The sequence below is a fragment of the Streptomonospora nanhaiensis genome, from assembly GCF_026642255.1.
GTDB classification, from domain to species: Bacteria; Actinomycetota; Actinomycetes; order Streptosporangiales; family Streptosporangiaceae; genus Nocardiopsis; species Nocardiopsis tropica.
In genome coordinates this window covers 6,057,514-6,077,728 of sequence record NZ_CP113264.1, presented here as the reverse complement: position 1 = coordinate 6,077,728, position 20,215 = coordinate 6,057,514, and the positions used below count along the sequence as shown (strand labels likewise).

Genomic DNA, 20,215 nt, shown 5'->3' with positions numbered 1-20,215 from the left:
CACCCGCGTGCGGGCGGAGGCTGCGTCCCGGCCGTGCCCGCCCTCATCACCCCGGCGATCGCATCCGCGCGCGGGCGGAGGGCGTCGTGGTGCGCGATGCCGGCCAGGACACCGATCGGCCGCACCCGCGTGCGGGCGGAGAGCCCTCTGCCCGTCTCCGGGGCGCGCCTCCCCGGGGCCCACCGGCGGGTGCGGGACGGCTGCCGCGCTCCTTCGCCTCCGGCCGACTCGCGGGACCGCCTCCTTCCAGGGGCCCAGGGGCGCCGGCCGGTGCGAAATCCGCCACTCCGCGCCCGCCGGGCCGGGAGCGCCTCCGGGACGCGCGCCCGCGCCCGACCCGTGTCCCCGGGGCCGCACCGCCGGAGCGGAGGCGGCAGGAGTGAAGGGCGCCGGCCGCACGGGGCCACCGGGCCGGCGGGGGTCCGGCCCGGGCCGGACCGAGGGGAAGGAGCCGGACCTCGCCGAGGCCGAGCAGGCCGAGCGGGTCGAGGTAGTCGTCGCCGCGGAGCAGGCCCCAGTGCAGGCAGGGGCGGTCACGGCAGTGGGGTGGGGCGGCGGCCAGGACGCCGAGGAGGTCCCCGGCGGAGACCGGGTCGCCGCGCGCCAGGTCGGACTCCACCGGGAGGTAGGTGGTGCGGAGGTCCCCGTGGGCGACGCTGACCAGGGGTGTCCCGGCCACCGTGCCGGCGAAGCGCACCCGGCCGGAACCCGCGGCGTACACCTCCTGCCCGGGCTCGGCGGCCAGGTCCGCGCCCAGGTGCCCCGGGAGCCAGCGCTGCTCGGGAGGGTCGAAGGGGCGCAGCACCCCGGGGGCCGGGGAGAGGGGCCAGCGCCAGCCGGTGTCCCCCGCCGCGGGGGAGGCGGGCGACCACAGGAGCGAGGCGAACAGCAGCGGGAGCAGGAGGCGGGAGAGGTCCATGCCTCCAGGGTCGGGGAGGGGGACGGGGGCCGCCAGGGGCTTGCCGGCAACTGTGGACAACCCCGGCCCCGGGGCGCCGGACGGGGGCGCGGGGTCACTCGTAGGCGCAGCACAGGTCCGGTGTGTGCCCGGCTGAGGATAGAATCGTCCGTGGCCCGTCGGGCCGATCACAATACGCACGTCCACGCGCCTCCTCACGGAGGGGTCGTACCTACGGTCCACCCCGTTTCGGCGGGATGGCGGTGCGGCCGGGGCGTCAGGCACAACCGACGGCGGAGAGACTCTCTCCGCCACCGCAAGGAGGACCAGTCATGGCCACAGTCGTGACGACTCGCCAGCTCCTGGAGAGCGGCGTCCACTTCGGGCACCAGACCCGTCGCTGGAACCCGAAGATGAAGCGCTTCATCCTCACGGAGCGCAACGGCATCTACATCATCGACCTCCAGAAGTCGCTGGCGCACATCGACCGCGCCTACGAGTTCGTCAAGCAGACGGTCGCCCACGGCGGCACCGTCCTGTTCGTCGGTACCAAGAAGCAGGCGCAGGAGGCCATCGACGAGCAGGCTCGTCGTGTCGGCATGCCCTTCGTCAACCAGCGCTGGCTGGGCGGCATGCTCACCAACTTCTCCACCGTCCACAAGCGGCTCCAGCGCCTCAAGGAGCTGGAGGAGATCGACTTCGACGACGTCGCCGGCTCCGCGCTCACGAAGAAGGAGCTCCTCAACCTTCGCCGTGAGAAGGAGAAGCTGGAGCGCACCCTCGGCGGTATCCGCGACATGTCCCGCGTGCCCAGCGCGGTCTGGATCGTGGACACCAAGAAGGAGCACATCGCGATCAGCGAGGCTCGCAAGCTGAACATCCCGGTCGTCGCGATCCTCGACACCAACTGCGACCCGGACGAGGTCGACTACCCGATCCCGGGCAACGACGACGCCATCCGCTCGGTCAGCCTGCTGACCCGCGTGATCGCCGACGCCGTGGCCGACGGCCTCATGGCCCGTTCCGGCGCCTCCGAGGGCACGGGCGAGCAGAAGGCCGCCGAGGAGCCCCTGGCCGAGTGGGAGCGCGAGCTCCTGGAGGGCAAGACCGAGACCGAGGCCGCCCCGGCCGCGGACGCGGACGCCCCCGAGGTCGACAAGGAGCTGACCGAGGCCCCGGTCGAGACCCCGAAGCCCGAGGTCGAGGCCGCGATCGAGTCCGAGGCTCCGGCTGAGGCCCCGGCCGAGGCCCCGGCGCAGGAGTCCACCGAGGGCTCCGCCGAGTAGTCAGCGGTCCCAGGGACGACGGAACACCCCCGGTGCCGCCCCGCCTCCGGGCGGGGCGGCACCGGGGGTGCACGTCCAGGCTCCGCTCCTCTTTCCGAACAGACTCTCCACTCCAAGGGAATCCGAGAACAGTCATGGCGAACTTCACCGCCGCGGACGTCAAGAAGCTGCGCGACATGACCGGCGCGGGCATGATGGCCTGCAAGAAGGCCCTGACCGAGGCCGACGGCGACATCGACAAGGCCGTCGAGGCCCTGCGCGTCAAGGGTGCCAAGGACGTCGGCAAGCGCGCGGAGCGCACTGCCGCCCAGGGCATGGTCGTCCTCAAGCAGGACTCCGAGGGCAAGGCGACCCTCATCGAGCTCAACTGCGAGACCGACTTCGTCGCGAAGAACGACCAGTTCATCGCGCTGGCCAACCAGGTCGCGGACTTCGTCGCCGCGCACGAGAGCGACGACCTCGCGACCGTGGCCGCCTCCGAGATCGAGCCGGGCACGAGCCTCCAGACCTTCATCGAGGGCAAAGGCGCCGTGATCGGTGAGAAGCTGGAGTTCCGCCGCTTCGCCAAGTTCGACGGCGTCTACGTCGCCAGCTACCTGCACAAGTCCGACCCGGACCTGCCCCCGACCATGGGCGTCCTGGTCGAGCTGGACAAGGCCGACGCCGAGGTCGGCAAGGACCTCGCCCAGCAGATCGCCGCCCTCGCCCCGCAGTACATCGGCAAGGACGACGTCCCCGCCGAGGTCGTGGAGAACGAGCGCCGCATCGCCGAGCAGACCACCCGCGAGGAGGGGAAGCCCGAGCAGGCCATCCCCAAGATCGTGGAAGGCCGCCTCAACGGTTTCTTCAAGGACGTGACGCTGCTCGGCCAGCCGTTCGTCAAGGAGAACAAGAAGTCCGTCCAGAAGGTCGTCGACGAGGCCGGCGTGACCGTCAAGCGCTTCGTCCGCTTCAAGGTCGGCCAGGCCTAAGAGCTTTGAGATGATGGAGGTGCCGGGGAGACTACTCCCCGGCACCTTCGGTGGATATGGGCGGATTTCGGAGCACGCGCTCCCTGTCCGCCCTCAGCAGGAACACTCGGGGGACCCTGTGCCACTCGGGGACGACAAGGGAGGCCACAGGCCGTGAACGAAGCGACGATCACCGAACCGGCGATGCACGATTCCGGTTGGAAGCGCGTGATGCTCAAACTCTCCGGGGAGGCGTTCGCCGGCGGAGGCGGACTGGGCATCGATCCCGAGGTCGTGCAGTACGTGGCGGAGTCCATCGCCGAGGCGGTCTCCGAGGGCATCCAGGTCGCCGTGGTCGTCGGCGGCGGCAACATGTTCCGCGGCGCGCAGCTCACCGAGGGCGGCATCGAGCGCGGACGCGCCGACTACATGGGCATGCTCGGCACCGTCATCAACTGCCTCGCCCTCCAGGACTTCCTGGAGCGGCTCGGTGTGGACACCCGGGTGCAGACCGCCATCCACATGAGCCAGGTCGCGGAGGCCTACATCCCGCGCCGCGCCATCCGCCACCTGGAGAAGGGCCGCGTGGTCATCTTCGGCGCCGGTCTCGGCGCCCCGTTCTTCTCCACCGACACCACCGCCGCCCAGCGCGCCCTGGAGATCGGCGCGCAGGCCGTCCTCAAGGGCACCCAGGTCGACGGGGTCTACGACTCCGACCCGCAGCGCAACCCGGACGCGGTCAAGTTCGACAAGCTGAACTACAACGAGGTCCTCACGAAGGGCCTCAAGGTCATGGACGCCACGGCGGTCAGCCTCTGCATGGACAACGGGATGCCCATCGTGGTGTTCGACCTGATGAGCCAGGGCAACATCCTGCGCGCGGTCCGGGGTGAGAAGATCGGCACCATCGTGGGGCCGACCACCGCCTGACACCGGCCCCAGGGCCGCCAAGAAGCCACGAACACCACAGCCGAGAACCGGGAGCGCCACATGACCGAAGAGACCCTCCTCGAAGCCGAGGAGAAGATGGAGAAGGCCGTGACCGTCGCGAAGGAGGACTTCGCGACGATCCGCACGGGCCGTCCCACCCCGGCCACGTTCAACAAGATCACCGTCGACTACTACGGTGCCCGGACGCCGATCAACCAGCTGGCCTCCTTCTCGGTTCCGGAGCCGCGCATGGTGGTCATCTCCCCGTTCGACGTCAACTCGCGCACCGACATCATCAACGCCATCCGCAACAGCGACCTCGGGGTGAACCCGTCCGACGACGGCCAGGTCATCCGCGTGGTGTTCCCGGACCTGTCCGAGGAGCGCCGCAAGGAGTACGTGAAGGTCGCGCGGACCAAGGCCGAGGACTCCAAGGTCTCGATCCGCAACGTCCGCCGCCGTGCCAAGGACACCTTCGAGAAGGCCGTGAAGTCGGGCGAGCTGGGCGAGGACGAGGCGCACCGCGCCCAGGCCGAGCTGGACGAGCTCTCCCAGAAGTACGTCGCGGCCATCGACGAGGTGCTGAAGCACAAGGAAGCCGAACTGCTCGAGGTCTAGCCGGTGACGACTTCTTCCAGCGGCTCCGGAGGCGATGACCACTCACCGGAGCACAGACCCGACGCGGGACCGCAGGACGATCCCGACAGGGCCGGCCAGCGCTTCGTGCTGCACAAGCCGGGGGGCGAGCCGGTCAAGACCGGCCGCAACCTCCCGGTGGCCATCGCGAGCGGGTGCGTCCTGGGCGCTCTCGTCTTCTTCTCCATCTTCCCCCTGCCCCAGCTGTTCACGATCATCACCTCCCTGGGGGTGCTGATCGGGCTGCGGGAGCTCAACCGGGCGTTCGCGGGCAAGGGCACGACCCTCGCCCTCGTACCCCTGGCCGTGGGCGGCGTCGCCATGCAGGTGGCCGCCTACTTCGGGGGGACCGAGTGGCTGGCGGGGACCACCGCCCTGACCGCGATCATCGTGCTGGTGTGGCGGCTGCGCGGCGGGGCGGACGGGTTCGTCGCCGACGCCTCGGCGAACCTGTTCACCCTGGTGTACCTGCCGTTCCTCCTGGGCACGTGGCTGCTGCTCGTCTCGCATCCCGAGGACGGCCAGTACCGGCTGGTGACGTTCATCGTGGTGACGATCTCCAGCGACATCGGCGGCTACTTCGCCGGGATCATGCTGGGCCGGCACAAGATGGCGCCGGTGATCAGCCCGAACAAGACCTGGGAGGGCTTCGGCGGCTCCGTGGTGGGGTGCGCGGTCGCCGGCGCCCTGTGCGTGACGCTGATGCTGGACGGCCCCTGGTGGGTCGGCGCGGTCCTGGGTCTGGCCGTCGTGCTCGCCGCGACGGTCGGGGACCTCATCGAGTCGCTGTTCAAGCGCGACCTGGGGGTCAAGGACATGGGCCGGTTCATGCCGGGCCACGGCGGACTGATGGACCGGCTGGACTCGCTCCTCATCGCGGGTCCCGTGGTGTGGATCGTGCTCAGCCTCCTCCTTTAGGGGAAGCGCGGAGGACCGTGTCGAGGGGGCGGACCCGGGGGGTCCGCCCCCTCGGCGTCCCCGGTCGGGAGTGGCCGGTGGCGGGGCGTGTGGATACGCTCGTCGGGTGGAAGAACCGCTGATCGAACGAATGCGCGTGTACGGCGAGACGATCTTCGCCGAGATGACGCGCCTGGCCATGGAGACCGGGTCGGTCAACCTGGGACAGGGTTTCCCCGACACCGACGGTCCCCGCTCCCTGCTGGAGGGCGCCTCCCGCCGCGTCCTGGAGGGGGTGAACCAGTACCCCCCGGGGCCGGGGAGGCCGGAGCTGCGGCAGGCGGTGAGCCGGTACCGGGCCCGCCACTACGGCATCGAACTGGATCCCGACAGCGAGGTCTACATCACGGTCGGGGCTACCGCCGGCATCGCCGCCGCGATGCTCGCCCTGGTGGAGCGCGGCGACGAGGTGATCGTCTTCGAGCCGATGTACGACTCCTACGCCGCGATGATCACCCTGGCCGGGGGTGTGCGCAGGTCGGTGACGCTGCGTCCCGACGCCGTCTCGGGGCGGTTCACCTTCGACCCGGAGGAGCTGCGCGCCGCCGTGGGGCCCCGTACCCGCATGGTGCTGGTGAACTCGCCGCACAACCCCACCGGCACGGTCTTCACCCCCGACGAGCTGGAGGAGATCGCGCGGGTGTGCCGGGAGCACGACCTGATCGCGTTCACCGACGAGGTGTACGAGTTCCTGACCTTCGACGGCAGGCCGCACGTGCCGCTGGCGACCCTCCCGGGTATGCGGGAGCGCACGGTGTCGGTGTCCTCGGTGGGCAAGATGTTCGCCGTCACCGGCTGGAAGACCGGCTGGGTGATGGGACCGGAGCCGCTGGTCAGCGCGGTGCGCACGGTCAACCAGTTCCTGACCTTCTCCGCCAACGGCGCGCTGCAGCTGGCGGTGGCGGACGCGATCGACGGCGAGTGGGAGTGGGTGGCGGCCCAGCGCGCGGCCCTCCAGGGCAAGCGCGACCGCCTCGCGTCGGGCCTGGCCGCCGCCGGGTTCGAGGTGAACGTGTCCGAGGGCACCTACTTCGTGATGGCCGACATCCGCCCCCTCGGGTTCGGCAGCGGGCTCGACGTGGCGAGGGCCCTGCCCGCCGGGGCCGGTGTCGCGGCGGTGCCCGCCCAGGTGTTCTACGACCACCAGGAGGAGGGGGCGCACCTGCTCCGCTTCGCGTTCTGCAAGAGGGACGAGGTCCTGGACGAGGCCGTCTCCCGGCTGACCGCGTGGCACGGGCGCGGGGCCTGAACCGCGACGGGGCGCCGCCGGACCCGGCACGCGGTCCTCCCGGCCGGGAGGACCGCGTCCTCATGTGCGGGGAGCGCCGGCGCGGGCGTCCATCGCCTCGACCAGGCGGCGCTCGGCGTCCGCGCCGGGGGCGATCCGGGGGAGGCGCCACAGGAGCGCGGCGCCCGCCGCCCACCACAGGGCGACCATGAGCCACTCGTGGGGCCAGCCCAGAGCGGCGGGCATGCCGGGCAGGTACAGCAGGAACAGCCCGAAGGACAGGACGAGGGCGGTCACGCCGACCGGCACACCGGCCGGGACGGTGAAGGGCCGCTCCATGGCGGGGTCGCGACGGCGCAGCACCAGGAAGCTCACGACCACCAGCATGTAGGCGGCGACGATGTTCATGCCGCCCGCGTTGGTGAGCCAGACGAGCATCGGGCGGCCGAAGAACGGGGCCGCCAGGGACAGCGCCCCGATGAACAGGACGGCGTTGGAGGGCGTGCGGAAGCGCGGGTGCAGGTGGCCGAACCAGGCCGGGAGCATCCGGGCCCCCGCCATGGCGAAGACGAGGCGGCTGCCCCCGATGAGGAAGGCGTTCCAGCTGGTCAGCAGTCCGGCGATGCCGCCGAGGACGAGCAGGTCGCCCATGGCGTCACTGCCCCACAGGGCGGCGACGGAGTCGGCGGAGGCCAGTTCGGACGCGGAGAGCTCGGCGGCGGACAGCCCGGCGCCGGCGGTGAGCACGACCATCACGTACCAGGCGGTCGCGCAGAACACGGAGACCACCAGCAGCGTGCCGACCATGCGGTGGGGGATCCTGATCTCGGAGGCGGACTGGGGGATGACGTCGAAGCCGACGAACAGGAACGGGACCGCCACCAGCACCACGAACACGCCGGGGACGCCGCCGGTGAACAGGGGTTCCATGTTCTCGGCGGAGCCGCCGACGAACGACCCGGTGAGCATGACCGCGCCGACGGCGACCAGGAACAGCACGGCCACGACCTGGAAGGCGCTGGCCGGCCTGATGCCGACGTAGTTGACCGCCGTCATCAGCACGGCGACGACGACGCCCACGGCGACGAGGTCGGCGTGCACGTCGTATCCCGCGACGGTCCACAGGTGCCCGACGCCCATGCCGGGGAAGAGGTGGACGAGGGTCTGGGGGACGGCGACGGCCTCGAAGGCGACCACGGACACGTAGCCCAGGACCATGGCCCAGGAGGCGGCGAAGGCGCCCCTGGGACCGATGGCGCGCATGGCGTAGTGGTGCTCGCCGCCCGCGTGGGGCATCGCGGAGACGAGTTCGGCGTAGGTGAGGCCGACGAAGGCCATGACGACGCCGCCGATGACGAAGGCGAGGGCGGCGCCGAGGCTGCCCGCCGCGCCGATGAAGTCGCCGACGAGCACGATCCAGCCGAAGCCGATCATCGCGCCGAAGCCGAGCGCGAGCACGTCACCCCTTCCCAGGACCCGGACGAAGTTCTGGCGCTTGTCGGTCATGGGCGATCCCAACGCTCGTGCCTGTGATGGGGGACACAAAAGCACGTCGGCGGATCAGAGTGAAGGTGTCGTTCCGGACATATTCTCCCGCCCTGTTGTCCAGGCAGTCGCAAGATCCGATGATCCTCTGTCATGCCTGACGGGGGAGGGCGGCCATGGAGTCACGCACAGTGGCCGGAGGTTCGGGTGTCGCGCCTGGTCGGTCGCGGGGCGCTCGGGGGCGGGGCCGTGCGGGTCACGGCGGGTGTGCGCGGAAGGGCGGTCGTCGGCGGCCCCGGACGGCCGCCGCGACGTGTCGGACCCGTGTGGCGGGCGAGGCCGGGCCCCGGCCGCCACACGGGCGGCCGGGGCCGTTCGGCGGAGCCGGCGCGCGCCTACCGCTCGGGCTCGAACCAGACCGCTCCCAGGGGCGGGAGGGTGATCGGCGCCGAGTGCGGCTGGCCGTGCCACGGGGTCGGCTCGGCGTCGACGTGCGCCGGGGCGGCGTGCCCGGAGCCGCCGAACCTCGTCTCGTCGGTGTTGAGGACCGCGTTCCAGCGGCCACCGGACGGCAGGCCGATCCGCCGGTCCCCACGGGGCACGGGCGAGAAGTTGACCGCGCAGGCCAGCACCGAGCCGTCGTCCCCGTGGCGCAGGTACGAGAGCGTGTTGCCCTCGTGGTCGCCGCCGTCCAGCCACCGGAACCCCGCGGGGTCGGTGTCCCGGGACCACAGCGCCGCCCTGGGCCGGTAGAGGTCGTTCAGGGTCTTGACCAGGCGCTGGACGCCCGCGTGGTGCTCGAACTGGAGGAGCCACCACGGCACGCCCTCCTCGTGCGACCACTCGTCCCCCTGGGCGATCTCCCCGCCCATGAACAGGAGCTGCTTGCCGGGGTGCGACCACATGAAGGCGAGGAGCGCCCTCAGGGTCGCCGAGCGCTGCCACTCGTCGCCGGGCGGCTTGTTGAACAGCGAACGCTTGCCGTGCACCACCTCGTCGTGGGACAGGGGCAGCACGTAGTTCTCGCTGTACGCGTAGACCATCGCGAACGTGACGTCGCCGTGGTGGTACTTGCGGTGGACCGGTTCCTTCTTGACGTACTCCAGGGTGTCGTGCATCCACCCCATGTTCCACTTGAACCCGAAGCCGAGCCCTCCGCGGTCCACCGGAGTCGTCACGCCCGTGTACGCCGTGGACTCCTCGGCGATCATCGCGACGTGCGGGTTGCGCCGGTACACCGTGGTGTTGAGCTCCTTGAGGAACCCGATCGCCTCCAGGTTCTCCCGCCCGCCGAACACGTTGGGCTCCCAGGCGCCGGAGTCGCGGGAGTAGTCCAGGTAGATCATCGAGGCCACCGCGTCCACGCGGAGGCCGTCGACGTGGAACTCCTCCAGCCAGTACAGGGCGTTGGCGACGAGGAAGTTGCGCACCTCGGTCCGCCCGTAGTTGAAGATCAGCGTGCCCCAGTCGGGGTGCTCGCCCCGCCGCGGGTCCGGGTGCTCGTACAGCGCGGTCCCGTCGAACCGGGCGAGAGCCCAGTCGTCCTTGGGGAAGTGCGCGGGCACCCAGTCCAGGAGCACGCCCACCCCGGCCCGGTGCAGGGAGTCCACCAGGTACCGGAACTCGTCCGGCGACCCGAAGCGCGGAGTGGGCGCGTAGTACGACGTCACCTGGTAGCCCCAGGAGCCGTCGAACGGGTGCGCCGTGACCGGTAGGAACTCCACGTGCGTGAACCCCAGGTCGGTCACGTACGCGACCAGCTGCTCGGCCAGCTCGACGTAGCCCAGGCCCGGGCGCCAGGAGCCCAGGTGCACCTCGTACACGCTCATCGGGGCCCGGTGCTGCTCCACCCCCTTGCGCTCGGCCGTCCACGCCTGGTCCCCCCAGGAGTACGACGACGTGGTGACCACCGACGCGGTGGCCGGCGGCACCTGCGTGCGGCGCGCCATCGGGTCGGCCTTGTCCCGCCAGTGCCCGTCCGAGCCGAGGACCTGGAACTTGTACAGGGCTCCGTCGCCCACCCCGGGCAGGAACAGCTCCCACACACCGGAGGAGCCCAGGCTGCGCATCGGGGATCCGACGCCGTCCCAGTGGTTGAAGTCGCCGATCACGCGGACGCCGCGCGCGTCCGGCGCCCACACGGCGAACTCCGTGCCGGGCACCTCGCCGATGGGGGTGCCCTCGACCCGGGTGTGCGCGCCGAGGGCGTTCCACAGCTCCTCGTGGCGGCCCTCGCCGATCAGGTGCAGGTCGAGCTCGCCCAGGGTCGGGGCGAACCGGTACGGGTCGGCGGCCACGTGCTCGGCGGCCCCCTCGGCGTAGCGGGCCGCGATCCGGTAGTCGGGCGGGGACCCGAGCCCCTTCCCGGACACCTCGCCGGAGAAGACCCCGCGGTGCAGGTGTTCGAGGCGCACCCGGGAGCCGTCCCGGAGCACGGCGTGCACGTCCAGCGCGCCGGGTCGCAGGGCCCGCAGCACGGTCCCGCGGCCCTCGGCGTGCGGGCCGAGCAGGGAGTGCGGGTCGTGGTGGCGGCCCTCGACCAGCCGGTCCAGGGCCGACAGGAGTGCGGGGTCCGGCACGGCGGCCCTCCGCCGGGCGGCGGGAGCCCCGGTCCCGGACCCGCGGGCCGCCTTCGCGGGGACCCTCCCCGTGCCCTTCCCGGCGGCCTTCGTCCCCCGGTTCCCCGGTGCGGGCTTCCCGCCGGAGGGCTCCGGCCCCGCGGAGGAGGGGGCCCCGGCCGCGGGGACGCGCGCGGCGGCCTTCGCCGCCCCCGCGGTCCTCCCCGTCCCGGACGCGGCCTTTCCGGCCTTCCCTGTGGTGGTCCTCGCCGCCGCGGTCCCCTTCGGGGCGGCGGTCCCCGCGGTCTTCGCGGAGGTCCCCGTCTTCGCGGCGGCGGGTGTGCTGTCGGCCGAGGTCATACGGCTCCGTAGTGCTCGTTGCGGTCGGTCGTCACGGGTCGTGGTCGTGTGTGCGGGCGGTCCCCCCCCGAACGGGAGGGGCCGCCCCGGGCTATCCGGGCACGGGCGGCGCCGCGGCCGCGGCGGCGATGGACTCCAGCGGCACCCGCAGCCAGTTCGGCCGGTTCCGGGCCTCGTACAGGACCTCGTACACGGCCTTGTCGAACTCGAACGCCCGCAGCACCGCCAGGTGCTTGTCCGGGTCAGGTCCGCCCCCGTCCGCGTAGCCGCGGCAGAAGGCCTCCCGGTTGTTCCGGGCCCAGGCGCGGGCGGCCCACTCCAGTTCGGGGTCGTCCGGGTGCCCCACCAGCAGGAACCCGGCCGCGTAGTCGAAGGAGCGGAGCATCCCCGCCACGTCCCTCAGGGGGCTGGACAGGCGCCGGCGGTCCCGGACCGGCATGGTGGGCTCGCCCTCGAAGTCGAGGAGCACCCACCCCTCCCCGGTGCGGACGACCTGGCCGAGGTGGTAGTCGCCGTGGATGCGCTGGATCGGCAGGGGCTCGTCCACCTCGGCGAAGTCGGCGTAGGCCGCCATCACACGGGGAGCGTGCTCGGCCAGTTCCGGTACCTCGGCGCCGGCCGTCGCCAGCCGCTCCACCATGGCCTGCGCCAGTTCTCCGGCCCCCGCCGGGGAGAGCACGTCCGTGGGCAGGGCCCCCGCGAGCGACCGGTGGACCCGGGCGGTGGTGCGTCCCAGCCGCGCCGCCTCCCCCGCGAAGGCGCTCTCGCGGTCGGTCCCCGCCCCCTCCAGCAGGGCGCGCGCGCCGGCGGTGGCGAGCACCCACCCGTCCGCGGCCTGCGGGATGAACGTCTGCAGCATGGCCAGGGTCGTGGGCGTCGCGTACCCGGGCAGGTCGGCCTCGATCCACCCGCACGGCCGGGCCGCGTACGGGGACCCGGACAGCGCCATGTTGAGCTCCAGGTCCGGGTTGGGGCCCGGCCAGAGTCTGCGGAAGGTCTTCAGGACGTAGTCCTGTCCGAAGACCAGCGACGTGTTGGACTGCTCCCCCGTGAGCATCCGCCCGGGCGAACCGGTGCGGATCCGCTCCCCGGGCAGGGTCCGGAACCGGACCTGCCCGGAGAGGCCGGGGGCCGCGGGCAGCGCGAACCGCTCCAGGAGGAGACCGGTCAGCTGTGCGTCGTGGGCCGCGTCGTAGACCGCCTTCGGCCTCCCGCAGGCGGCCCGGCACACGCCGATGGCGGCACGGGCCAGGTCCGGCGGCAGGGAGCCCGGCGGACGCGAGCCCAGGAGCACCTGGTAGCGGGAGCTGCGCCCGCGCTGGCCGGTCCGCACGACGAGGACGTCGAGGCCGGGGCCGTCCGGTCCCGTGGTCACCAGGGTGTGTCTGCTCTCGATCCGGATCTGCTGGATGGGGATCCCCTTGCCGGAGAACCAGCGCTGCCGGGGCAGCCAGGCTGCCAGGAGCTCTTCGAGTTGGGACATGTCAGAGAGGACCGTTTCCCTTCCCGCCACCGCCCCGGTCCGTCGGCTCCGGTACCGGGCCGGGGGCGGCCGGTTCGGCGGCGGGCCGGGCGGGGGTCCCGGGCGCGCCGTCGCGGAGCGCGGGCACGGTACCGGCCGGGGCGCTGGACGTCGTGGTGGCTGTGGCGCGGCGCTCCGCGCCGGGCGGGTCCGCCGGGCGTCCGGCGGCGTCGAAGGCGGTGCGCACGCTGACCCCGGCGGCCGGAAGGCCGTAGGAGGGCAGCCCGTCCCGTTCACCGTCCGTTCCCGCCGGCTCGTGGTCCGCGGGGAGCTGGAACCAGTAGAAGCCGTGGCCGGGCAGGGTGAGCAGGTACGGCAGTTCCCCGATCTCGGGGAAGCGCACGCCCCCCACGCACTCCACCGGGCTGACCCCGGCGTAGCGGGACAGGTCCAGCTCGACGGGCTGCGGGAACCTCGACAGGTTGTTCACACAGAGCATGCGGTCGTCGCCGTGCTCGCGGATGAACGCCAGGACGCCGGGGTTGGTGGCGTTCAGCTCGGTGAACTCCCCGGTGCCGAACACGGGGTGGCGCTTGCGGATCTGGATCATCCGGCGGGTCCAGTGGAGCAGCGAGCCGGGGTTGTCGCGCTGGGCCTCCACGTTGAGCGCCTGGTAGCCGTAGACCGGGTCCATGATCAGCGGCAGGTACAGGCGGGCCGGGTCGCCCTTGGAGAACCCGGCGTTGCGGTCCGAGCTCCACTGCATGGGCGTGCGCACGGCGTCGCGGTCGCCCAGCCAGATGTTGTCGCCCATGCCGATCTCGTCGCCGTAGTAGAGGACGGGCGAGCCCGGCAGGGACAGCAGCAGCGCGGTGAACAGCTCGATCTGGTTGCGGTCGTTGTCCAGGAGGGGCGCGAGCCGCCGCCGGATCCCCACGTTGGCGCGCATGCGGGGTTCCCTGGCGTATTCGGCGTACATGTAGTCGCGTTCCTCGTCGGTGACCATCTCCAGGGTCAGCTCGTCGTGGTTGCGCAGGAAGATCGCCCACTGGCAGTTCCGCGGGATGGGCGGGGTCTGGGCGAGGATCTCCGAGATCGGGAACCGCTGCTCCTGCCTGACCGCCATGAACATGCGCGGCATCAGCGGGAAGTGGAAGTTCATGTGGCACTCGTCGCCGCCGGACCCGAAGTCGCCGAAGTAGTCGACGACCTCGGAGGGCCACTGGTTGGCCTCGCTCAGCAGCACGCGGTCGGGGTAGAGCCGGTCCACCTCGGCGCGCACGCGCTTGAGGAACTCGTGCGTCTCCTTGAGGTTCTCGCAGTTGGTGCCCTCGCGCTCGTACAGGTAGGGCACGGCGTCCAGGCGGAACCCGTCGATGCCCAGGTCCAGCCAGTAGCGCAGAACCTCCAGGATGGCCTCCTGGACGGCGGGGTTCTCGAAGTTGAGGTCCGGCTGGTGGGAGAAGAAGCGGTGCCAGTAGTACTGGCCCCGCACCTCGTCGTAGGACCAGTTGGAGGTCTCGGTGTCGACGAAGATGACGCGGGCCCCGTCGTAGCGGTCGTCGGTGTCCGACCACACGTAGAAGTCCCCGTACGGACCGTCGGGGTCCTCCCGGGAGGCCTTGAACCACGGGTGCTGGTCGCTGGTGTGGTTCATGACGAGGTCGGTGATGACGCGGATGCCGCGGCGGTGCGCCTCGTCGAGGAGCTCCACGAAGTCGGCGGTGCGGCCGAACTCGGGGAGGATCTTGAAGTAGTCCGAGATGTCGTATCCGCCGTCGCGCAGAGGGGACTCGTACATCGGCAGCAGCCAGAGGCAGTCGATGCCGAGCCATTGGAGGTAGTCCAGTTTCTGCACCAGCCCCGCGAGGTCGCCGGTGCCGTCGCCGTTGGAGTCGAAGAACCCCCGGGCGAGTACCTCGTAGAAGACGGCGTGCTTGTACCAGTAGGGGTCACCGGTGCCGCCGGAGGACATGAGCGGGCCGGTGGCGGCCCCGGTGGCCGGGGCGAGCGGACCGTGTTCGGCGTGTACGCGTCCGCCGGGGCCGTGCTCGTCTTTGCTCATCTGCTGCTCCCCACCAAGAATGTTCGACATCGGGTCAACGGGCGTTCCGGGCACGGGCGGGGGCCGGCGGGGGTGGCCCGCCGGCCCCGGTCCGTGGTCCGGGGCCGCTATCTGCCGTTGACGGTGAACACGTGCGCCGGCCCGGTCGCGGGGTCGAGGCGGACGTAGTTGTCCGCGCCCCAGGTGTAGGAACGACCGGTCAGTTCGTCGGTCACCTCGAGTTCCTCCTCCCACGTGTGGCCGATGGACGGCAGATCCAGGTGCACGGTCGCCTCGTGGGCGTGGTGCGGGTCGAGGTTGACGACGGCGATGACGGCGTCGTCGGGGTCGTCGGGCCCCGCTCCGGGCCGGTGCTTGGAGAAACAGATCAGCTCGGGCCGGTCGACGTGGTGGAAGCGCAGGTTGCGCAGCTCCCGCAGGGCCGGATGCGAGCGGCGCAGCTCGTTGAGCCGCGTGATGAGCCCGCTGATGGACTCCCCGGCGGCCTCGGCCGCGGCCCAGTCGCGGGGCCGGTACTGGAACTTCTCCGAGTCCAGGTACTCCTCGCTGCCCGGGGCCGCCGGGGTGTTCTCGCACAGCTCGAAGCCGGAGTAGACGCCCCAGGAGGGGGAGAGCAGCGCCGCCAGCACCGCGCGGACCTCGAAGGCGGGCCGTCCGCCGTGCTGGAGGTAGGCGTTGAGGATGTCCGGGGTGCAGGGGAAGAGGTTGGGGCGCAGGTAGTGGGCGGTCTCCCCGGTGAGCTCGGTGAGGTAGTCGGTGATCTCTTCCTTGCCGTTGCGCCAGGTGAAGTAGGTGTAGGACTGGTGGAACCCGACCTTGGCCAGGGTGCGCATCATGGCGGGGCGGGTGAAGGCCTCGGCGAGGAAGAGCACGTCGGGGTGCTCCCGGGCCACGTCGGCGAGCAGCCGCTCCCAGAAGGCGACCGGTTTGGTGTGGGGGTTGTCGACCCGGAAGATCCGGACCCCGTGGTCGATCCAGTGCTGGACGACGCGCCGGATCTCCGTGTACAGGCCCTCGAAGTCGTTGTCGAAGTCGAGGGGGTAGATGTCCTGGTACTTCTTGGGCGGGTTCTCCGCGTAGGCGATGGAGCCGTCGGCCCGGGTGGTGAACCACTCGGGGTGCTCGGTGACCCACGGGTGGTCGGGGGAGCACTGGAGGGCCAGGTCGAGGGCGATCTCCAGGCCGTGCTCGGCGGCCTCGCCGACGAACGCGTCGAAGTCGGCGAGCGTGCCCAGGTCCGGGTGGACGGCGTCGTGGCCCCCCGCGGCGGACCCGACCGCCCACACCGAGCCGGGCTCGCCGGGGCCGGCGGACAGGGCGTTGTTGGCGCCCTTGCGGTGGCTCGTGCCGATCGGGTGGACGGGGGGCAGGTAGACGACGTCGAAGCCCATGCCGGCGATGGCGGGCAGGCGTTTGGCGGCGGAGGCGAAGGTCCCCGAGCGCTCCTGCCCGGGGGCCGTGTCGACCTGGGCTCCCTCGGACCTGGGGAAGAACTCGTACCAGGAGCCGAAGAGCGCCCGCTCGCGGTGGACGACGACCCCGGTGCGCCCGGACCTGGTGACCAGCTCGCGGATCGGGTGGCGTTCCATCCCGTCCAGGACCTCGGGGGTGATCGCCGCGGCGAAGCGGTCCAGCGGATCCGCCGAGGCGTCCCTCAGGACCTCGGCCGCCCTGGTGAGGGCGGGGTTGCGGGGCACGCGCCGGCCGGCGCGTGCGAGCAGCCGGGCCCCCTCCTCCAGTACGGGCCCGGTGTCCTGGCCCAGGGGGAGTTTGACCCGGGCGACGCGGTGCCAGGTGGTGAAGGGATCGGTCCACGCCTCGACCGAGAAGGACCACGTCCCCTCGGAGGGGAGGCTGATCTCGGCCTCGTAGCGGTCGGTGCCGGGCGCGTGCTCGCGCATGGGCACGAGGCGTTCGCGGCGGCCCCGGGGGGAGTACACGACGACCCCTGCGGCGAGGGAGTCGTGGCCCTCCCGGATGACCGTCGCCCCCACGGTGAAGCGTTCCCGGGGAACTGCTTTCACCGGACCGAGGTCGTTGTCTGGAGAGATGTCGAGGATGGGCAGGCGTCCGATCACTGGCTACACCGTAATTGTCGTGGTTCGGGCGTTTCTGGGCGCGAGCGGTTTATGGCAGGTAAAAATAACCTGTTGTTAATCCGACGCAAGGCGGAGTTAACGAAGATCCGGAACGGAAACTGTCCGGATTACGGCTTCGGTTCCCTCTGCTGTCTATCGTCTGCCCTCTTGTGGTGTTTGGCGGAGTGTCGGGGCCGGATAATTTGTGTGTTCCTCATCACACTGGCCGGAAGGCTTGAGGCCTGTTATTTGTCGGGTTTCACCTGGGTAAACCGTACATATCAGTCATAAGCAACCGGGGGATTCAGGTGCCTCTGTGGTTGTTTTCTGATGGTCTGTGGTGAAAGGACGGAAAATTCGTCGGTCGTGTTGGGTGGCGGGCCGTCCTGGGTAGGGATCACCGAATGCACCCGGGGTTCGCCGGGCTGTATTCCGGACATCCGGGTGTGTCGGAATGATCGCCCAGGGCCCTTTTGTCGCGAATTCGGGCATGCTCGCCTCGGGCGCCGTCCGCCGAGGTTGTTTCGCCCGGATGACGAGTGGACCGCGCACCCGTTTCGCGGCCTCCCGCGGGTGCGTCGGGGCCGGGCGCTTTGCCGCGGATTGGGCAAGCTTTTCGATGACACGCCCGATTCGGCCTCCCGGGCTTTGCGGTACCCCTGCGAGCGTGGAGGTCGCAGTGCCCTGTCTCCGCGCGCGCGACGCGGACGGGGCGTCACACGGCCGAGGGGGGCGACGTGACGGAGCCGAACCAGGACGGTCCTCCGCAGGGGGAGCGGGGCCAGGACGGGGGCCGGGCCCCGCGGCACGCGCGGGAGGCGGGAAGCCCCGGCCGCCGTGGCCGGGGGGCCGGCGGGCCCGCCGCGGCCGCCGGAGGCGCCTTCGGGGCGCCGCGCTGGAGGAGGTGGGCCGACCGGGCCGTCCTCCCCCTGGTGGACCGGCTCCGGGAGCGCGTGACCGCACTCGGCGACGCGGTGGAGCACGGGAGGGGCGCCGGTGACGGCGACCGCCCGGACGGAGGCCGCAAGGACGCCGTCCTGCGCCTCACGGGCACGGGAGCGGTCGCCGGTCTCCTGACCGCCGCGCTGGTCATGCCGTGGGTGGGCGGGTTGGGGCTGATCGGAAGGGACACGGCCGCCGCCTTCATGGCCCTCCCCAGCGACCTGGAGATCTCCCCGCTGGCGGAGCGCGTGCTCCTCACCGACGTCGACCACAACCCGATCGCGGAGGTCGCCGACCGCGAGCGCGAGGTGGTGCCCCTGGACGCGGTCAGCCCGTGGGTGCCCGCCGCTCTCATGGCGATCGAGGACGACCGGTTCTACGAACACTCCGGACTGGACCTGCGCGGCGTGATCAGGGCCGCCATGCGCACCGCGCAGGGGGACACCCAGGGCGGGTCCACCATCACCCAGCAGTACGTCAAGAACCTGCTCATCGAGCAGGCCTCCACCGAGGAGGAGGTGGAGCGCGCCAGTGAGCAGACCCTGGGCCGCAAGCTGCTGGAGCTGCGCCACGCCATCGACATCGAGGACCGCCTCACCAAGGACGAGATCATGGAGGGCTACCTCAACCTCGCCTACTTCGGGGCGGGGGCGTACGGCATCGAGGTGGCGGCCCAGCGGTACTTCTCCGTCTCCGCCGCCGACCTGGACCCGGCGCAGGCCGCCACCATCGTCGGGCTCGTGCGCAGCCCCTCGTTCTACGACCCGCTCAACAACCGCGAGGCCGCGCGCGAGCGCCGCGACCTGGTGCTGGAGCGGATGGGGGCGACCGGGCACCTGGACGCGGCGCAGGTCGAGGAGCACGCGAGCCGGGGGCTCGCACTGGACCCGACCCCGCGCGGAGGCAGCTGCTACCACTCGGAGCAGCCGTTCTTCTGCGACTTCGTCATGCGCTGGCTGCGCGGCTCCGACATCCTCGGGGAGCTCCAGGGGGAGCGCGACGAGGCGCTCACCAAGGGCGGCATCACCGTGCGGACCACGCTCGACGGGGAGACGCAGCGGGCCGCGGAGGAGGCCATCGAGCGGTACGTCCCGGCGGAGGAGTCCACCAAGTTCTCCGCCCAGGCCGTCGTCGAGCCCGGCACCGGCCGGATCCGGGGCATGGCGCAGAACCTGCGCTACGGGTTCGACGACGAGGCGCTCGGCACGACCTCCATCAACCTGGCGGTGGACAGCGAGGCCGGCGGTTCGCTCGGCTACCAGGCGGGGTCGACGTTCAAGACGTTCACCCTGGCCGCCGCCCTGCACTCCGGACTGGGCTACGGCACCAGCTTCTCCTCGCCCGAGAGCGTCTCGGTCGGAGGGCTCGAGAACTGCGACGGCGGCGTGATGTCCGGGTGGAGCGTGAGCAACGCCGGGGAGAGCGACGGCGGCCGGCACAACATGATCAGCGCGACCAAGGGGTCCGTGAACACCTACTTCGCGCAGCTCCAGAAGCGCGTCGGCCTCTGCGAGACCTCGGAGATGGCCGAGCGGGTCGGCATCCACCGCGCCGACGGCCAACCGCTGGGGGTCTGGAGCTCCTTCACCCTGGGGGACCAGGAGGTGTCCCCGCTGACCGTCGCCAACGCGTACGCCACGTTCGCCGCCCGCGGCACCTACTGCGAGCCCGTCCCGGTGGTCTCCGTGCGGATCGGCCGCGAGGGCGCCGAGGGCACCCGGGAGGTCGAGGCGCGCACCGACTGCGAGGAGGGCAGGGTCGAGCGCGACGTCGCGGACGGGGTCAACCACCTGCTCCAGCAGACGTTCAAGGGCGGCACCGCCAACGGCCTCGGCCTCGACCGCCCCGCCGCGGGCAAGACCGGCACCACCGACAACGCCGCCTACGCCTGGTTCGCCGGCTACACCCCGAACCTCGCGTCGGCCGTGGTCGTCGGCGACATGCGCGGAGGCGAGGAGAACCCGCTCCAGGGCGTGACGATCGGCGGGCGCTACTACGGCATCGTCTACGGCGGCACGCTGCCGGGCCCCATCTGGCAGGCCACCATGCGCGGGGCCACGGCCGACCTGCCGGCCGAGGGCTTCGCCCCCTCGCCGAAGGCTTTCGGCAACCCGTCGGCGACGCCTCCCAAGGGCGGGGACGACGAGGGCGACGCCTGACCGCGCCCGCCGGCGGGCGCGGTCGGACGGGGCGGGAACGGGGGCCGTGGGGAGGGAACACCCCGCGGCCCCCGTTGTTGACGCATAATGGAGGGAAACCGACAGGGGAGCGCGTGAGCGCTGAGAGTGCGGCACCCGGCCGCAGACCCTTACACACCTGATCTGGGTCATGCCAGCGAAGGAAGTCGTAGGAACCCGTCTCCGGCGGCGTGCTCCCGCGC

Annotated in this window: 13 protein-coding genes and 1 riboswitch; of the genes, 7 read left to right on the top strand and 6 right to left on the bottom strand. The window is 71.7% G+C overall.

The genetic code is table 11. The annotated features are described in order from the left end of the window. Positions 1-46: 46 nt before the first annotated feature. The gene (locus tag OUQ99_RS26165) at positions 47-919 is read right to left on the bottom strand and encodes a M23 family metallopeptidase (protein WP_267946438.1); all 873 of its coding nucleotides are present in this window, start codon (positions 917-919) and stop codon (positions 47-49) included. Positions 920-1,230: 311 nt separating this feature from the next. Here OUQ99_RS26165 and rpsB point away from each other — a divergent pair, with 311 nt between their 5' ends. The 6 genes from rpsB to OUQ99_RS26135 all read left to right on the top strand — a co-directional run bounded on the left by rpsB (position 1,231) and on the right by OUQ99_RS26135 (position 6,906). Then, positions 1,231-2,184, top strand: coding sequence for a 30S ribosomal protein S2 (rpsB, locus tag OUQ99_RS26160; RefSeq protein ID WP_267946437.1), 954 nt, complete (start codon positions 1,231-1,233; stop codon positions 2,182-2,184). Positions 2,185-2,318: 134 nt separating this feature from the next. After that, on the top strand, positions 2,319-3,155 hold the full coding sequence (gene tsf, locus OUQ99_RS26155) for a translation elongation factor Ts (RefSeq protein WP_267946436.1): 837 nt from the start codon (positions 2,319-2,321) through the stop codon (positions 3,153-3,155). A 183-nt stretch (positions 3,156-3,338) separates the two neighbouring features. Continuing rightward, complete coding sequence (gene pyrH / locus OUQ99_RS26150; RefSeq protein WP_267950507.1) at positions 3,339-4,064, top strand: UMP kinase; 726 nt, start codon at positions 3,339-3,341, stop codon at positions 4,062-4,064. 60 nt (positions 4,065-4,124) lie between these two features. Further along, a complete protein-coding gene (gene frr, locus OUQ99_RS26145) occupies positions 4,125-4,682 on the top strand; it encodes a ribosome recycling factor (RefSeq protein ID WP_267946435.1) in 558 nt (185 codons plus the stop codon). 3 nt (positions 4,683-4,685) lie between these two features. Continuing rightward, positions 4,686-5,618, top strand: a complete 933-nt coding sequence (locus tag OUQ99_RS26140) for a phosphatidate cytidylyltransferase (RefSeq protein ID WP_267946434.1) — start codon at positions 4,686-4,688, stop codon at positions 5,616-5,618. Between the two features lie 106 nt (positions 5,619-5,724). Beyond that, positions 5,725-6,906, top strand: a complete 1,182-nt coding sequence (locus OUQ99_RS26135; protein WP_267946433.1) for a pyridoxal phosphate-dependent aminotransferase — start codon at positions 5,725-5,727, stop codon at positions 6,904-6,906. A gap of 60 nt (positions 6,907-6,966) precedes the next feature. Here OUQ99_RS26135 and OUQ99_RS26130 read toward each other — a convergent pair whose 3' ends face one another. From OUQ99_RS26130 to OUQ99_RS26110, 5 genes are all read right to left on the bottom strand, one after another. Next, positions 6,967-8,391: an APC family permease gene (locus tag OUQ99_RS26130; RefSeq protein ID WP_267946432.1), complete on the bottom strand. Its 1,425-nt coding sequence runs from the start codon at positions 8,389-8,391 to the stop codon at positions 6,967-6,969. 374 nt (positions 8,392-8,765) lie between these two features. After that, positions 8,766-11,288 (bottom strand): 1,4-alpha-glucan branching protein GlgB, encoded by a 2,523-nt coding sequence (glgB, locus tag OUQ99_RS26125; protein WP_431061448.1) that lies wholly within the window; start codon positions 11,286-11,288, stop codon positions 8,766-8,768. A gap of 91 nt (positions 11,289-11,379) precedes the next feature. Further along, complete coding sequence (locus tag OUQ99_RS26120) at positions 11,380-12,771, bottom strand: maltokinase N-terminal cap-like domain-containing protein (protein WP_267946430.1); 1,392 nt, start codon at positions 12,769-12,771, stop codon at positions 11,380-11,382. Position 12,772: 1 nt separating this feature from the next. Then, positions 12,773-14,815 (bottom strand): maltose alpha-D-glucosyltransferase, encoded by a 2,043-nt coding sequence (gene treS, locus OUQ99_RS26115; RefSeq protein WP_267946429.1) that lies wholly within the window; start codon positions 14,813-14,815, stop codon positions 12,773-12,775. Positions 14,816-14,922: 107 nt separating this feature from the next. Then, positions 14,923-16,893 (bottom strand): alpha-1,4-glucan--maltose-1-phosphate maltosyltransferase, encoded by a 1,971-nt coding sequence (locus OUQ99_RS26110; RefSeq protein WP_267946428.1) that lies wholly within the window; start codon positions 16,891-16,893, stop codon positions 14,923-14,925. A 974-nt stretch (positions 16,894-17,867) separates the two neighbouring features. On the opposite strand from OUQ99_RS26110, the gene OUQ99_RS26105 reads away from it, so the two are divergent. Then, a complete protein-coding gene (locus OUQ99_RS26105; protein ID WP_267950506.1) occupies positions 17,868-19,994 on the top strand; it encodes a transglycosylase domain-containing protein in 2,127 nt (708 codons plus the stop codon). Positions 19,995-20,087: 93 nt separating this feature from the next. After that, a riboswitch (TPP riboswitch) is annotated at positions 20,088-20,195 on the top strand. Positions 20,196-20,215 lie beyond the last annotated feature (20 nt).

Bases quoted from the DNA above. Each gene is read 5' to 3' on its own strand.
- OUQ99_RS26165 (WP_267946438.1), bottom strand. From the start codon at position 919: ATGGACCTCTCCCGCCTCCTGCTCCCGCTGCTGTTCGCCTCGCTCCTG.
- rpsB (WP_267946437.1), top strand. From the start codon at position 1,231: ATGGCCACAGTCGTGACGACTCGCCAGCTCCTGGAGAGCGGCGTCCAC.
- tsf (WP_267946436.1), top strand. From the start codon at position 2,319: ATGGCGAACTTCACCGCCGCGGACGTCAAGAAGCTGCGCGACATGACC.
- pyrH (WP_267950507.1), top strand. From the start codon at position 3,339: ATGCACGATTCCGGTTGGAAGCGCGTGATGCTCAAACTCTCCGGGGAG.
- frr (WP_267946435.1), top strand. From the start codon at position 4,125: ATGACCGAAGAGACCCTCCTCGAAGCCGAGGAGAAGATGGAGAAGGCC.
- OUQ99_RS26130 (WP_267946432.1), bottom strand. From the start codon at position 8,391: ATGACCGACAAGCGCCAGAACTTCGTCCGGGTCCTGGGAAGGGGTGAC.
- glgB (WP_431061448.1), bottom strand. From the start codon at position 11,288: ATGACCTCGGCCGACAGCACACCCGCCGCCGCGAAGACGGGGACCTCC.
- OUQ99_RS26120 (WP_267946430.1), bottom strand. From the start codon at position 12,771: ATGTCCCAACTCGAAGAGCTCCTGGCAGCCTGGCTGCCCCGGCAGCGC.
- treS (WP_267946429.1), bottom strand. From the start codon at position 14,815: ATGAGCAAAGACGAGCACGGCCCCGGCGGACGCGTACACGCCGAACAC.